Origin of the sequence: Maribacter sp. MAR_2009_72, from assembly GCF_007827235.1 — a bacterium.
Classification (GTDB): domain Bacteria; phylum Bacteroidota; class Bacteroidia; order Flavobacteriales; family Flavobacteriaceae; genus Maribacter; species Maribacter sedimenticola.
The window spans coordinates 2,209,176-2,223,199 of sequence record NZ_VISB01000001.1 but is presented as its reverse complement, the minus strand read 5'-3'; the positions used below and the strand labels follow the sequence as shown (position 1 = coordinate 2,223,199).

Here is a 14,024-nt window from a genome sequence, read left to right as displayed (position 1 = left end):
GCTGTAAGGGTGAATACCTTCTGGCATTTCTATATCAGTAAGGACAATAGTTGTACGGCATCGTGAAAGGGAATACATCTAAAAAAGTAAAAAGACCATGGCCCACCAAGGCGGCTATGGAACAGGTTTATGCCATGCAACTTTGGGGAGAAAACGGAACAGCATTTTATTCCGGAGAAGGGTCTCACTTACCAAATATCGTAACCCCTTATATAGAGGTAGTCTCCTCGTTCCTAGGTTCTTTTGAACGCCCTTTACGAGTGTGCGATCTTGGTTGTGGTGATTTTAATATAGGTAGTACCTTAGTAGCCTACACAGTACATTATATAGCTATTGATATAGTTGAAAGCCTTATAGTTCACAATCAAAAAACATTTCTCCAGGAAAATTTGGAATTTCATTGTTTGGATATTGCCGTAGACCCCTTGCCCAAAGCGGATTGTGCAGTGGTACGGCAAGTTTTACAACATCTTAGCAATCAGGAAATACAACAGATCGTGGAAAAATTGGCCCAATATAGATATGTGCTGCTTACCGAACATTTACCTGATCAAGAATTTGAACCCAACAAGGATATCATATCGGGGCAGGGCATACGTTTAAAAAACCATAGCGGGGTAGATTTGTTGGCCCCACCGTTCAATTTCAAGGTAAAAAAGGAGACTCAATTATTGAGTCTGCCGGTTGCCAAGGGGAAAATCGTAACCAAATTATACCAAGTTTTTTAAGGATTGGTTGGTTTTTGGAGTTAAAGTAAATGCTTAAGCTTTACCTTTTTTATGTTTAGGTAATCTTGGTTGTGTACGTTAGTTTTGGTGATGAGCGGAACTCTTTTTGTAATAATGATTCCGGCATTTTCCAATACTTCAATCTTTTCCGGGTTGTTGGATAACAGTTCTATAGATTTTACTTTTAAATGTTCAAGAACCTTGGCCGCAATGGTAAAATCCCTCAAATCCGTATCAAACCCCAAGGAATGGTTGGCTTGTATGGTATCTTGTCCCTCATCCTGTAATGCATAGGCGTTAATTTTGTTGAAAAGTCCTATACCTCTACCTTCCTGTCTTAAGTACAGCACAATACCGCTACCTTTTTCGGCAATGGCCCGTAAGCTTTCCTCAAGCTGTTCTCCGCAATCGCACTTTTTTGAAGCGAACACATCTCCGGTAAGACACTCTGAATGCAACCTTGTCAACACATTTTCCTTAGCCTCTAGTTCCCCTTTGTAAAGTACACAATGCTCAAAATCAACACCCTCTTCCTTAAAGGAAATGATGTTAAATTTTCCATATGCCGTTGGTAATTGTGCGGTATTCGAATATTGAATGTTCATGATAAAATCTACTAATTTCAAATAAAATGGAACAAAACGGTTCTTTTCCATCTACTTTGTCGTACAGAACAAAACTAATTACATTTCAACTGATAAATATTAAAGTAGTATAAGAAATTTCAAATTTCATGGAAAACATCGTTGAACAACCAAAACGGAGACCTATCTTATTTTTTGCACCAAAAAACTTAAGCATTAATAGTAATTTTCATTTTTTTGGAAGCGATGCCTTTTCCGCCCGCCATTACACTTTTAATACTGTGCTGTTGTAATTTTAAGTGCACAATGATCAAACTGGGAGAAGGTTTTGACATATATTTTCCTTGTTGAATATGAAACGCTTCCTTTGTTATACCTAGCTTGTCATACAAATAACATGCTAAGGGTCCTGCTGCCATACCAGTTCCCGATTCTTCCAGTATGCCATAACTAGGGGCAAACATTCTGGCCGTGGCATCATACTGGGTGCTGGGAGCAAATACATAATAGCCAATTAGATTTAGCGCGTTACTGAGTTCGGTAATCAATTGAAATTGTGGGATTAGTTTTGCAAGTACATTTTCATCCTTTACGGGTATCATTAAAAAAGAATTGCCCGTATGTACTACAACAATAGGGGCATTGGGTAATAAGTCCGTTTGTTGAATTCCCAATGACTTCAAAATGACATGGGTTTGGTCATTTACTTGGGTATAGGTCGGCGCCAGTTGTTCCATAAAAGCTAAATCTCCTTTAAGTTCTATGGATCTCTTACCATCTATGGTTTCCTTGGAAGATATATTTTTTTTCAGTTTACCTAGTTGTTTAAGGTAGGAGAAGGTTGCTACGGTAGCATGGCCACAATGGGCAATTTGTCTGGTAGGCGTAAAAAAATCCAATTTAAAATCTTCGGTCTTTGATGTTGAAACAAAAGCGGTCTCTGACAACCCCACCTGTTTTGAAATTTGAAGCTTGTCCTGAACCGATAAGTCATCTGCATCTAATACCACTCCGGCAGGGTTGCCACCCTGGCCATTTTCTGCAAATGCGTTCAAAATCTGTACGGTAACTGTTTTTTTAGACTTGTCCATAGGATACAATTTTTATGTTATATAATAGGGACGTAGAGGAGAGGAAAAAGACGGAGTTAAAAATCATTTTTTTTAAAATCCAATATTTTACCGGTTTTGTCAGATGTTACATTAGGGCAATCCAAAATCGTTTCCTTTAAAATTTTCTTGGCTGTTTGCACTCTGGATTTTGTACCGGAATAGGAGATTTTTAAATGGGCGGCCAATTCTATTTGGGAGTAATTTTGAAAAGTAGTCAGCACAATGGCTTCTTTATGCTTTTGGGATAGGGCATTGATTTTTTGGTTGATACAGTGACTGAGTCTTGAATAGTCAAAATTGTTGGACTCTAAAACGGGCAATTCAATTTCGGCTACTGAAATGTCCTGCTTTTTCTGAATACCTCTAAAATGATCAATGATACTATTTCTGGTAATTTGATAAATCCATGAAGTAAGTCTGGAAAGTTGCTTTAATTGATGGATGTTGGTCATTACTTTAATAAAAACCTCCTGGTGTATATCCTTTGCGGATTGCTCATCTTTAACTTTGTTTAAAATAAACATAAAGAGTTCTTCGCTAAGGTCTTTCCAAATAATCGTTATTTCCTTTTCCATACCTTAAATCTACAAACTTTTGTACACCACTGTCAGTTATGAACAGTGAGTTTATCAATATAGTCCTAAATTAAGCATGTTCGTTTTCCTGACAAGATGCCAAATCATAGTTTTTCTGGAAACAGGAAATTAATTATGCATTAAATAACATGATAATAATTGGCTTGGCAGATAGTAACGTTCAGCTTTTTACAGGTGTTTATTTATTTGTCAGTAACTACCACAGAGTTTGCAATATAGTCGTGTACGGCCTTTTTCTTTTTATTTCCGGTTACCGTTAAAAGAGATACCCAGCCTAAGCTGAATTTGAAAATAAACCGCGCAAGGGCGGAGGGAAAGCCAATATAATTTTCCCTTTCAGTATCTTTTCTTACCGCAATATTACTAAAGGAGTGGCCAATTGTACCGCCAAATTGACTCGTAAAAAGAGGGTCGTATAAAATAAACAATAGTACGGCTATGACAATACGAACATAATTGGGGACATTGTCAAATAAATTCAATAGTTCTGAGGCTGCGTACATTGCAGCTATTAAAAGCAATGCATCAATAATTGCTGCTTTTATACGATCTGGCAATATTGCGTAATCGGTTTTTGTAAGGGCTTGCATAGTGTTATTTTTAGTATGATTGGCGCAATGGCCTTGGTAAAATTCAGTACTTTTTTAAACTGATTTAGAATAAGTTAACTAAAGCTTTGCTTACCGCGTTCCTAGTTTGATTTTTGTTGAAATGGCATTGAAATGGCATGTGGTTTGTGTATTACTGACGCTTTAATAGGTGTTAGGTTGTTACCTGAATCATTTAAGGTGTTTTTGTTTTGTTCTTGACCTTTTCCCCCTTAATAGGAGAGTATTCTTTTTTAAGTTCCCCGTTCACAAGAATATTGGTAAAATAGCTTTTTGCTCCTGTGGCTTTGTTCATATCCTCTATATTTTGCAAATGAAAATGCAAATGGGCCTCTGATGAATTACCTGAATTTCCGCAAAGTCCTAATAAATCTCCTTGTTTTACGTGCTGACCTTGCTTTACTACAATAGAATTTTGTTTAAAGTGGGCAAAAAATAGAAATTCATTCAGGTCTGTTTTTAAGATGACCGTATTGCCAGGAACATAGATAGGATTCATCTCTCCGGGAATATTGTCCTTTATACCGTCCACGACCAGAACAACTTCCGCATTGCAGGGGGCAATAAGTTCTTTGCCAAAGGCGTAATAGTCTTCGTTTGTTTTCCCGTCGGTTTTATAGGATTTTCCAGTATGGTCCGTAATGACGATATCAAATGCATTTTTTTGGGCCTCGTTAATTACATGATAGTTTAATTCCTTGGTGTCTCCTCCCCAAAAAATGGTCCATTCGTCATTAAAGGGTAGTATAAAATTTGTAGTGTTCCTTACAAGCTTAGGCAGATTGGGGTCTTTGAATGGCTTAACGAACAACCCGTTTATTTTTCCTGTTTTATCAAGCGAAATGTTTACGGCCAAAAGTGCCCGCTCAAAATTTGTTCTGTACGAAGCGTAAGTGCCATTTTCATAAGTAATGAATGTTCTGTTCACCATTTTACCAGCTTGGCTCTTAAGACCTTTTAGAAAATCAGTGGTTTGTTCCAAGGGTAGGGCTGTCTTCATATCCGGGGCAAAAAGCTCAAATATGTCCTTGTACTGCTCTGCATTATATAATTCCTGAAATACGTTGGCTACTTTTTTTATGGTTTCTTTTTCTTCTTGACCAAAGAATAATAATGGCATTAGAAGTAGCATTGGTATTATTGATTTCATCATGTGTTAGGTTGTTTAAAATATAAAATACTGCGTTGTGTATACAGGCTGTACGTATAAGGTTTTTTTAGACTCATTAGGAAAATATATTCATCAATATGCCCTTAACAAGTTATGTACTTTGCCTAGCCATTATTTTTTCACTGCCAAATCCTCCCTAGTGACTAGTTTGCCTCCAATTATTACATGTTCAATAGCGTTGTAAGCTTCAATATCCAACAATGGATTTTTGGTTAAAATGAGCATATTGGCCTTTTTACCTGTTTTTATGGAACCTATATTAGCATCTAAATGAAATGCTTTGGCATTATTGATCGTAGCTGAAGATAAAATTTTATCCAATGGTACACCGGCCTCTTTCATCAATTGCAGTTCCCAATACCCATTATGGCCCGGTTGGTTGCCATATGTTGGAGCAGAGGGGGTATCCGTACCAAATAACAGTAATGCATTGCGATCGGAAAGGTATTTTAGCGCAAGCATGGCATGTGCCTGGATGTTGCCATATATCTTATGAACCTCACCGGTTTCAAGCTCGCTGAAAAGTTCTTTGGCAAACCACTGTCCTTCTTCGGTTTTATACCAATCTAACAATTTTTTGGGTACTACCTTTTGTAATTCGGGTTGGTCAAGAAAGGCTAGGTCCGCTAGTGCCTCTTCACCGGAAAGGACGGTTAGAGTGGGGGTGTAGCCTATTTGTTTTTCTATTATTTTATCCAAGGTTTGTTTTACTTCTAAGGGTAGTGAATCTAATGGTACATCCCTATAGGTTTCCCAATTCCATAACCCATGTGCAATGACATCTACCCCTACATCTGCCAAAAAGGAATGAGCTTCTAGGGAATTGCCATGCACGGTCAATACCAAATCGTTGGCGTGCGATTCTGATATTAATTCGTTCATGATTTCCTTTGTGGGCACGGGTAATTTTGGCATGCCCCTAAATCCTGATTCGTAATAGGATTTTACGGCAATGGCTCCTGTATTTTTTATACGTTGCACTACCGCTTTAGGTGTGTGGTCCGCAGGATCGTATGTATCAGGGATATGTGCTGCCTGGCTTTCCATGTAAATAAAATTGGGGGTAGTTTCAAACCGGTATTGTTCCGGTGCAAAATTCATTGGATAACCATTTGCAACGGATGCCCCAGAGCGACCTGTATGGTAAATATCCGGATGAATAGTCCGGGTATTGATAGCGGTTAATTGCTCATTGGATATGCCACCAAGATTAATGAGTGAGGTAAAGCCATAATACAGATAACTGTTGGGCATTTGCGAAGTAAATTGTTTGGCGAGTTCTGGGTTGGCTTCCATATGATGGGGCAACATTCCTTGAACTTCCGTAATATGAACGTGACTGTCTATTAGGCCGGGAATAATATATTTACCCGTGCCGTCTATTTGTTCAAAAGTACCACTAAGGGTAGGTTTTTTTTTATCGACATAAACAATAGAATCGTTATTGATTACCAAATGGCCATTATACGGATGGTAGTTGCCGTCTTCTGAGGTAATGATGGTAATATTTGAAATATATACCCCGTGTGTCAGGTTTAGTGGCTCTTGGGTTTCTTGGCATGATAATGCCATTATTGTGATAAATAGTACTATGGCCTTTTTCATAAAGCTTTGTTTTAATGTTTGCCATGGGGTAGTACAAGTATAAGAAATGTAATTGATTTTGAAGTGTTTACTGTTGCCAAGGTACATGTGGTATGGTAGGCAATTCTAAATTATTTAGGGTTATAGCAACCGCGATTATCAAATTGTAATTCAAATTTTCACAAGTTTCGTTTGAAGGATAAGTGCTTGTTTTGCCCTTATTCTTTTAAAGTGTATGAATAAATGATATCGTTGTTTTTAATATCCCAAATGGACTACATATTTATTATAAGACCCTTAAACCGGTTGATTAGTTTTTTTTCTTCGGCCCTAAAAAAAATTAAGAGCATTACATAAACTAAAGGAAAAACAAAACAAAAGGCTAACGGAATTCCCAAGTCTAGCGTTAGTTCCAAAGCCAACATAATAATAGGAATTAACAGTATAAACAATAGACCATATTTAAACGTTGTATATAGTTTAATTTGTGATCTTGTTTTAGACAAAGTTGGAAAAGGTTGCATATACAATGATTGCGCTTTTTGCATCATTGTTTAAATCAAGGGCATAGTTTGTGCCAATTGAAAAAGGTAGGCTTAGGATACAATCCGTTTGCGAAATCCATTTGACAAAAATGTGCTTTTCATGGAGGATCGATTTTTTTAGTTCCTCGATACCCTTATCTACCACCAAAATTTCCTGGTAGTTAGTTAGAATGGACATTGATCGGTATCTGTATTAACATACTACAACAAATTAGGTTTTTGATTTCAGTTGAAAAATTGAATTGTATAGTTCTTTTTAGTTTAGATTGAATTTTTTGAAATCCTATGCTTTTCATGTATCCTAAACTTGACATTCTCATGTCCTGTTTCTTATTTCAGGCTCAAGTTTTTAAGTTTGGATAGTAGTAGGCAGTAATCTAATATTCTAAAAATTGGTATAGATAGGAGTAGTTACTATTCTTGGGAAATTTAGTAAAAAACTTAATGTGCCGGGACAGTGTTGAAAATGATTTTTTTCCTGCTCTAGAATGTAAAACAGCGGTTATTGTTGACCAGTTGTACATGTTTGCACTTAAGGATTATGGCCATTTTGAGCAAGTGCTGTTTTTTTCTTGTCGACATTTTTCAAAATAAAACTGGTGTCGTTAAGTTTTAGTATTTTAAAATTATGACCCTGAAGGTTAATAGGAACTGTACTTGATATGTACTTTGAATTTTTGGCAATATTCCAAGTACCTTCAGAGTAGAATTTTGATTTGCCCGTTCCAAATAAACAATTCATGACGTACGAATCAATGATGGTGCTGTCCTCTGCTATTTTTAAGATAGATCCATTATGTTCTTTGGTCTCATCAATTTTTACATATTTTAAATTCTTTTCATTATCCGTAAGCAACCATGATCCTTCAAGATGGTTTAGGGCTACCCTATTACTCTTGCAGGAAAGAAAACCTAAGACTAAAACTAAACCGATAATAAATTTGAAATTTGTGTTCATCATTTATTGTTTCCTTTAAAAAATGAGTATTAGGATAAAATTTGGACCAAAAATTTCTTGTTCTTTAAATTTAACAAATCTGTGTGAATTTTCCCATAGAAATGTTTATAACTTATTGATATGTAGCTATAACGAATAAAGTTCGTTTAGGGTTTTTCCAGGTGTTTAACCGTACTTGATCGAAGATAAGTATACCCATGATATATAAAATATTTGTAACGGAATTCTGAACCATAAATAGTACAATCCATGTCCGTTAAACGTGGCTTTTTGATACTCTATATGTTCAATTGCAGCTTTTATGTTTGCTGGTATTATCAAAATAAAAAACAAAATTAGAAGATAGGTTGTCAACGTTCTATATTGTGGAATATGTAACCCAATTGCACCAAAAACTTCAATTACCGCGGTAATGTAGACTATTTCTTTTTTGTACGGTATGAAATTGGGAATCATCATGGCCATTCCTTCGGTGAACATAAAATGACCTAGTGCGGTGAAGAGTAGCATTACGGACATGCCAATTCTAGCGTATAAGGAAATCTCGTACGTTCCATGTATGGATTTAAAGGCTATTCCTGTAATTAATGTGGCAACTAGTAAAACAATTAAGGGTTTCATTTTTTATTGTAAAGTTGAAGACTATTGGCGCTTCAAACAATGAACCCAGGTTAAGAAATTCGCTTTCTAATTCTACTTAAAGCTTGTGGGGTTATGCCAATATAGGAAGCAATATATTTCAATGGTATGTCCTTGAAAAGATTTGGTCTATTTTTAAAGAGCGACAAATAACGTTCTTGCGCAGTTTGGTTTAAAAGTGATTGTTCCCTTTCTGATTTTATTAAATATAGGTTTTCAGCGGTCAATCTACCAATGGTATTGCCTATTGCTGTCCGTGCATATATTTCTTGTAAATCTGTATGGGAGATACGCCATAAGATCGTCTTGGACAATGTTTCTAGCTGATACGTACTAGGAGATTGCCTTATGAACGAATCGTATGCACAAACAAATTGGTTTTCAAAGCAGAAACCAAATGTAAGATCGTTTTCCAAATATGGAATATAAAGCCTCACCGCTCCTTTTTCAATGAACGAAAGATACGTTTCTGTCTGTCCCGTTTTTAGTAGTATGGTTTTTTTGGAATATTCGGTTTTTTCAAGTTTAGAGGAGAACAGTTTCCAATCTTCATCGTTAATTGTCACAATTTCCTCAAAAAAAGCTCTAATCCTATACATTGACCGTTGTTTAGTTCTTCTTGTTGCTGGCCGTTTAAATTCAGGACACTACCTGAACCGCTAATTCCTATTATAAGATAGGTTTTATTTTTTGATGTAGTTTTTTAAATCTACCAATTTCAATGCTGTATGGTAGGCTTCAATTCTTGAATATGCCGTTCCGTCAACCAATATGATAACGGTCAACATCGCAATTGTTGTAATGCTTATGGCTCTCCACGTGGGAGTTTGAATAAAGAGGATTAGCAATGCAGCAATAATGATTAAGATAGGAATGACCTTAAACACAACGGTGTACTCTTTTAAGGTACTTTCGGTACGTTCTATTTCTGATTGATAAAAGGCAGGTGCATCTGCATTGAACGCTTTTTCAAATTGTTTGATTCTAGATTTGTTGGTATAAAAAAGACTTTAGTTTTTGGTATTTTGATCGTTAAATTCATCCAATTTGTCAATCGATTTTTTAAGCCTTGCGGTCAAATTATCCAAGTCAGCTAGTTTCCCGGTAAATTCCATTTCAAAATTATCAATTCTAACTTTTGATTTATCAACTTCAGACGTATTTTCATATGTAATGGCAAGGGTAATTTCTTGATCGGTATTGTTTTCTTGAAAAATTTCCTTGACCATGTTCCAATCAAAATTCTTTAATTCATCAAAATTTTCCGTTTTCAATTTCAGTTCGGTTACGGCAGTTGCTAATTCCATATGGTCACTTTTTTCATGCTGTGCAAATGCAGTAAACGTGATAAGAGAAAAAACACCTATTAAAATATTGTTGATTTTCATGGTTTTGAAATTTTGGATTATAGAAGCAAACTACCCGTAAACCGGGTGTAAGCCATTAAGGTAATAATTTTTTTTGATACGGCATGTGCCTTTGCAAATTCTAAGGAATAGAATAGTATTATGTTTTAGCGTATTCGCATTTACGGTTCCTTTTTATGGTAATAGGGTAAGAATGGGGATAGACTTGACCAGAAAAATAGCTGATTAACACACCTTTTAAATTTCAACCATAAGGCCAACATCCTGGTTAAGATTGTTTATTTTTTTATTCCGGCCGTAATGTGATGAATGGGTTCTAACTATGTCTACCTATTTTCTTGGTAATCATTATAATTTTTATATCTGTTTTTCATTTTAAGTTCCTTTCCTTCAATATAGCTTCTAAGGCTTTGTCCTTTTCGGATTTTTTGCTTATTCGATAAATAAAGTAAATTGGAAAAAGCATGGGAAGGAGTAATGCTATTGGATTTTTTTTAGAACCTAATATCCAAGAGATTAATGCTACTGTAACTATTGCTGCTAAAAAACCAATTAGCAAGGCATTGGTAACTTTTCTTTTTTCTAGTTTCTTTTTCTCAATTTTAAGCTCCGCTTCGGTAAGTTCAGAAAAATTGACTTTATTCATTTCAAATACTATTAAAACTAAAATAGTGCATTACTAATTAATTTATCCGTCAATCAAGTTACAATGATTTATTTATAATTAGCCTAACCTAAAGATAGAGTTTTGAACTGAATGTTATTTATGGAAAAAACTGAAAATTTATCTTCAGGTTTGTAATAATTATAGTTTTATCTTTTTAGCGTAAAATGTGCAGAAAAAATGGTGCCATTTTGTAAATTGATTTTAAACCAATAATCATTGGTTGGCATCTCTTTTCCATTGAACAAACCATCCCAACCTAAATCATTTGGAGTTAGTTGGGCCAGTAGTTTTCCATATTGGTCATAAATATGTACATAAGCATCCGGATATTGATCAATTCCAAAAATCTGCCAGTAATCATTATTGCCATCATTGTTCGGTGTAAAAAACTTTGGATAATCTATTAGTGTTACATCTGCACTATCCTGGCCGCAACCCTCCTTATCCCTTACCATTACGGTATAGGTGCCACCGATAACATTGGAAAAGTAATTACTATCTTGAAAATTCACTCCATCCAAAGAATATTCAAAATCACCATCTCCGGAAGCTAATATTTCAATAAAATCATTATCGGACAGATCTTTGTACCTCACCTCTGTTATTGTGGGTGGCGTAGAACGTATCAATTCAAATTCAAAGCTGTTTTCACAATATTCATCATTGGTTCTCTTGCCAATGGTGAGGGTGTAATTACCGGCATGCACCAAGTCTACTTCATGGGTGTTAGAAATGGCGCCTTCATTTTCATGGCTCCAACTGTAATAATCAAAACCACTTTCTACTTCAATAGATAGCGATGGCTCTAAATGACATAAATAATAACTTTTTTCAAGAGTCGTTGTAGGTAGTTCGTTTACTATTAAATTAAAACTAGTTTCCGCATAACACGAAGCATTCAATACGTTTTCGGCACGTACAGTTATCGTTTCATTCCATGGTATACTGTTTTTATAAGAAGCAGTTAGCGGACTACCTAATTCTACTCCATTGGCATCAAAATAAAAAAGGTTCAATCCTGTTTGGGATGCTATAATTTCCTCCTCTATATGAGAAAGGTCAAAATTGGCGAAACCGTTCCCCAAATCACAGGCATATACCGTAGACGGCATGTTCAATTGTGGCCGGGTAGATGTTCTTAAGACCAAAGGAGTCTCGTCATAACAACTGGTCTGCGTATTGGTAACCCTCACGGTTATGGTTTCTTCACCGGCAATAGTATTTGTATACGGATTGTTCAATGGGCTTGGCAACGAATTACCATTGGCATCAAAATAAGAAACTGTTAGGTTCATTTGGTTATTCAACACTTGTGATTCTACCATTGATGTGTCAAAATACTCCGAGATACCATCATCATTGTCATCACAACCAATTAGAATATCCAAATCGTGTGCTATGGGTAACGGATTGACCATTAGTTTAAACGTTGTTTCATTATAACAGTTGTTCACATTTTCATATGCTCTAACTTTTATTACCTCCTCGTTTATGGTCTGGTTTTCAACCAAGTCTAAAGGAGCCTGTATTTGATTTCCATTTTCGCGATAAAAAGCAACTGAATTTATATTGTTGACACCTAGAATAGCTTGCTGCACTTGTTCCAAATCAAAAGTGGCGAAACCATCTGTTTCATTACTACAAACAATAAGGTCTGTAACGGAGGAAAGGTCTGGAATAGGGTTTACGATCAAATCGAAACTGGTTTCAGAATAGCAACATGGGGCATTGTTATGTGCCACCCTTACAGTAATTGTTTCCTTGTTACTAACGGAATTTGTAAACGGATTGGGTAGTGAGGTATAGGTATTGCCACTGCCATCAATAAAAGTGACCGTCATATTATTTTGTCCGCCGAGAACTTGTTGGGTTACTTGCCCAACATTAAACGATGATGAAACACCGGTATTATAACTATCTTCACAAGCGTGGATATCATCAATACCATACGCATTTGGAGGTTCTTTTACCTTAATGGTTTCCGTTAGTATTTCAATACTGCCATCAGTTGCGGTGACCGTTGCGGTAATGCTATACGTTCCATCAACAGAAAAATCATGGAATGGCGAAATATCCGTTGAACTATTCTCAACACCCGAGGCCAGATCACCAAAATCCCAGGCTATGGAGGCTATATTATCCGTAGGAGTCACACTAAACTCCTTTAAAAATTCTGAACAGATATTTGAAATGTTCATGGAGAAGTCATTGGTAACATGATTTACATTTCCGGTTACATTAATGTAAAATTTTGCATCAGGATACCCCCCAGGTTTTCTAAAAGCAGGATCCACCATACTTACATAATCCTCCATACTATAACCAGGTGACCCAGAACCACAACCCCTATACCAGGAATCACCAACGTCTTGTTCTGTTCCAGCAACAAAAAACACTCCACTTCCCCAAGAAATGACATTCGTAACTTCTACTAAAATTCTAGTCACATTATTTGGAACGGTTATGGGGGTTTCAAAGTTGACGGTTATTATCTGTGGGTAATAATCAGAAACATAAGGGAGTCTTTGTACTTGACTACTACCTATCAAATTCGTTTCTGAAAATGAGTCAGGAAAGTTTTCATCCACTTCGTAAATATTGAACTGGATACCAGTACCACCATCCGAGCTGGTAATTCCTATTTGACCTAAATTAATGGTCAATTCTTCATTTGTTGAAATTCCAAAATCTTCAAGATTGAATAATCTTGCCCAAAAGAGTTTACTATAAGAACAAGAGAACATAGAAGTTTTTATTGGGTCTCCACATGGATTATTCGTTAAGGTTGTTATGGAACCTAAGTTGGACGGCGTAATCTTATAACCTGTTACATTTATAAAAAAGTTGGCATCGGGAACTGCGGGAGTCAAATTTTCGGTAGCTATATGGGTGTAATATAGCCTACACCCTCTATACCAAGAGGTGTCATTATCAAACTCTGTCCCTGCAATTAAAACTTTTTTATACGCATCATTGTAAATATCATCCATTTGAGTTACCTCTACTAAAATTCTTTCCACCCCTGCAGGAATTGTTATAGGGCTAGCAAAGTCTATCTGAACAATTTCTGGGGTATCCCCAATTTCAGGAGCAAGCACTAAATTTCCGTAACTAATACGTTGGGGGTTATATTCAGGTGCTTCGGAATTTAGGCTATAAAAATTAAAAATCAATCTTGCACCTTCATAAGAATTACTAATGGCAACCTGTCCGGAGGTAATGATAAATTGATCTGCAGTAGAAATGCCAAAATCAGAAAGCGTAAAAGCCCTAGACCATGATTCTTCATATTGGCAAGAAGTCATGTTGGTTTTAATAGGGGTGTTTCCAATGTTATGCGTTAAGGTAATTTGTGCTGAAATGACATTGTAAAATAAGATAAATACAATGATAGGGAAGCTTTTAAGCATAAGTAACGTATGTTGTACTAGGAGATAACATCCTAATGCCAATATTTATTGGACA

Annotated in this window: 15 protein-coding genes; 1 reads left to right on the top strand and 14 read right to left on the bottom strand. The window is 36.0% G+C overall.

Annotation, left to right across the window (positions count from 1 at the left end; translation table 11 throughout):
• The first annotated feature begins 116 nt into the window (after positions 1-116).
• Positions 117-728, top strand: coding sequence for a methyltransferase (locus JM81_RS09340; RefSeq protein ID WP_144805615.1), 612 nt, complete (start codon positions 117-119; stop codon positions 726-728).
• 20 nt (positions 729-748) lie between these two features.
• Here the strand turns inward: JM81_RS09340 and ribA are convergent, their stop codons facing one another.
• From ribA to JM81_RS09270, 14 genes are all read right to left on the bottom strand, one after another.
• Positions 749-1,333, bottom strand: a complete 585-nt coding sequence (ribA, locus tag JM81_RS09335) for a GTP cyclohydrolase II (protein WP_089261247.1) — start codon at positions 1,331-1,333, stop codon at positions 749-751.
• A 188-nt stretch (positions 1,334-1,521) separates the two neighbouring features.
• On the bottom strand, positions 1,522-2,403 hold the full coding sequence (locus JM81_RS09330) for a PhzF family phenazine biosynthesis protein (RefSeq protein WP_144802634.1): 882 nt from the start codon (positions 2,401-2,403) through the stop codon (positions 1,522-1,524).
• A gap of 56 nt (positions 2,404-2,459) precedes the next feature.
• Positions 2,460-2,999, bottom strand: a complete 540-nt coding sequence (locus JM81_RS09325; RefSeq protein WP_144802631.1) for a sigma-70 family RNA polymerase sigma factor — start codon at positions 2,997-2,999, stop codon at positions 2,460-2,462.
• 203 nt (positions 3,000-3,202) lie between these two features.
• Positions 3,203-3,610 carry an RDD family protein gene (locus JM81_RS09320; protein WP_144802628.1) on the bottom strand — a complete coding sequence of 136 codons (408 nt, stop codon included), beginning with the start codon at positions 3,608-3,610 and terminating at the stop codon, positions 3,203-3,205.
• Positions 3,611-3,803: 193 nt separating this feature from the next.
• Positions 3,804-4,781, bottom strand: a complete 978-nt coding sequence (locus JM81_RS09315; protein ID WP_144802626.1) for a M23 family metallopeptidase — start codon at positions 4,779-4,781, stop codon at positions 3,804-3,806.
• A 129-nt stretch (positions 4,782-4,910) separates the two neighbouring features.
• Positions 4,911-6,404 (bottom strand): amidohydrolase family protein, encoded by a 1,494-nt coding sequence (locus JM81_RS09310; RefSeq protein WP_186435558.1) that lies wholly within the window; start codon positions 6,402-6,404, stop codon positions 4,911-4,913.
• Positions 6,405-6,881: 477 nt separating this feature from the next.
• Complete coding sequence (locus JM81_RS09305; protein ID WP_144802621.1) at positions 6,882-7,106, bottom strand: hypothetical protein; 225 nt, start codon at positions 7,104-7,106, stop codon at positions 6,882-6,884.
• Positions 7,107-7,460: 354 nt separating this feature from the next.
• A complete protein-coding gene (locus JM81_RS09300; protein WP_144802617.1) occupies positions 7,461-7,889 on the bottom strand; it encodes a hypothetical protein in 429 nt (142 codons plus the stop codon).
• 162 nt (positions 7,890-8,051) lie between these two features.
• Entirely contained in the window at positions 8,052-8,507 is a 456-nt protein-coding gene (locus tag JM81_RS09295) for a hypothetical protein (RefSeq protein ID WP_144802614.1), read from the bottom strand.
• Positions 8,508-8,557: 50 nt separating this feature from the next.
• Complete coding sequence (locus JM81_RS09290; protein WP_144802611.1) at positions 8,558-9,124, bottom strand: Crp/Fnr family transcriptional regulator; 567 nt, start codon at positions 9,122-9,124, stop codon at positions 8,558-8,560.
• An 84-nt stretch (positions 9,125-9,208) separates the two neighbouring features.
• Positions 9,209-9,412, bottom strand: coding sequence for a hypothetical protein (locus JM81_RS18610; RefSeq protein WP_261375007.1), 204 nt, complete (start codon positions 9,410-9,412; stop codon positions 9,209-9,211).
• Between the two features lie 123 nt (positions 9,413-9,535).
• Entirely contained in the window at positions 9,536-9,913 is a 378-nt protein-coding gene (locus JM81_RS09280; protein ID WP_144802608.1) for a hypothetical protein, read from the bottom strand.
• Between the two features lie 349 nt (positions 9,914-10,262).
• Positions 10,263-10,538 (bottom strand): hypothetical protein, encoded by a 276-nt coding sequence (locus JM81_RS09275; protein ID WP_144802605.1) that lies wholly within the window; start codon positions 10,536-10,538, stop codon positions 10,263-10,265.
• Positions 10,539-10,705: 167 nt separating this feature from the next.
• On the bottom strand, positions 10,706-13,969 hold the full coding sequence (locus JM81_RS09270; protein WP_261375006.1) for a T9SS type B sorting domain-containing protein: 3,264 nt from the start codon (positions 13,967-13,969) through the stop codon (positions 10,706-10,708).
• Positions 13,970-14,024: the final 55 nt, after the last annotated feature.

Bases quoted from the DNA above. Each gene is read 5' to 3' on its own strand.
- JM81_RS09320 (WP_144802628.1), bottom strand. From the start codon at position 3,610: ATGCAAGCCCTTACAAAAACCGATTACGCAATATTGCCAGATCGTATA.
- JM81_RS09275 (WP_144802605.1), bottom strand. From the start codon at position 10,538: ATGAATAAAGTCAATTTTTCTGAACTTACCGAAGCGGAGCTTAAAATT.
- JM81_RS09325 (WP_144802631.1), bottom strand. From the start codon at position 2,999: ATGGAAAAGGAAATAACGATTATTTGGAAAGACCTTAGCGAAGAACTC.
- JM81_RS09305 (WP_144802621.1), bottom strand. From the start codon at position 7,106: ATGTCCATTCTAACTAACTACCAGGAAATTTTGGTGGTAGATAAGGGT.
- ribA (WP_089261247.1), bottom strand. From the start codon at position 1,333: ATGAACATTCAATATTCGAATACCGCACAATTACCAACGGCATATGGA.
- JM81_RS09300 (WP_144802617.1), bottom strand. From the start codon at position 7,889: ATGATGAACACAAATTTCAAATTTATTATCGGTTTAGTTTTAGTCTTA.
- JM81_RS09330 (WP_144802634.1), bottom strand. From the start codon at position 2,403: ATGGACAAGTCTAAAAAAACAGTTACCGTACAGATTTTGAACGCATTT.
- JM81_RS09310 (WP_186435558.1), bottom strand. From the start codon at position 6,404: ATGAAAAAGGCCATAGTACTATTTATCACAATAATGGCATTATCATGC.
- JM81_RS09295 (WP_144802614.1), bottom strand. From the start codon at position 8,507: ATGAAACCCTTAATTGTTTTACTAGTTGCCACATTAATTACAGGAATA.
- JM81_RS09340 (WP_144805615.1), top strand. From the start codon at position 117: ATGGAACAGGTTTATGCCATGCAACTTTGGGGAGAAAACGGAACAGCA.
- JM81_RS09315 (WP_144802626.1), bottom strand. From the start codon at position 4,781: ATGATGAAATCAATAATACCAATGCTACTTCTAATGCCATTATTATTC.
- JM81_RS09270 (WP_261375006.1), bottom strand. From the start codon at position 13,969: ATGCTTAAAAGCTTCCCTATCATTGTATTTATCTTATTTTACAATGTC.
- JM81_RS09280 (WP_144802608.1), bottom strand. From the start codon at position 9,913: ATGAAAATCAACAATATTTTAATAGGTGTTTTTTCTCTTATCACGTTT.
- JM81_RS09290 (WP_144802611.1), bottom strand. From the start codon at position 9,124: ATGTATAGGATTAGAGCTTTTTTTGAGGAAATTGTGACAATTAACGAT.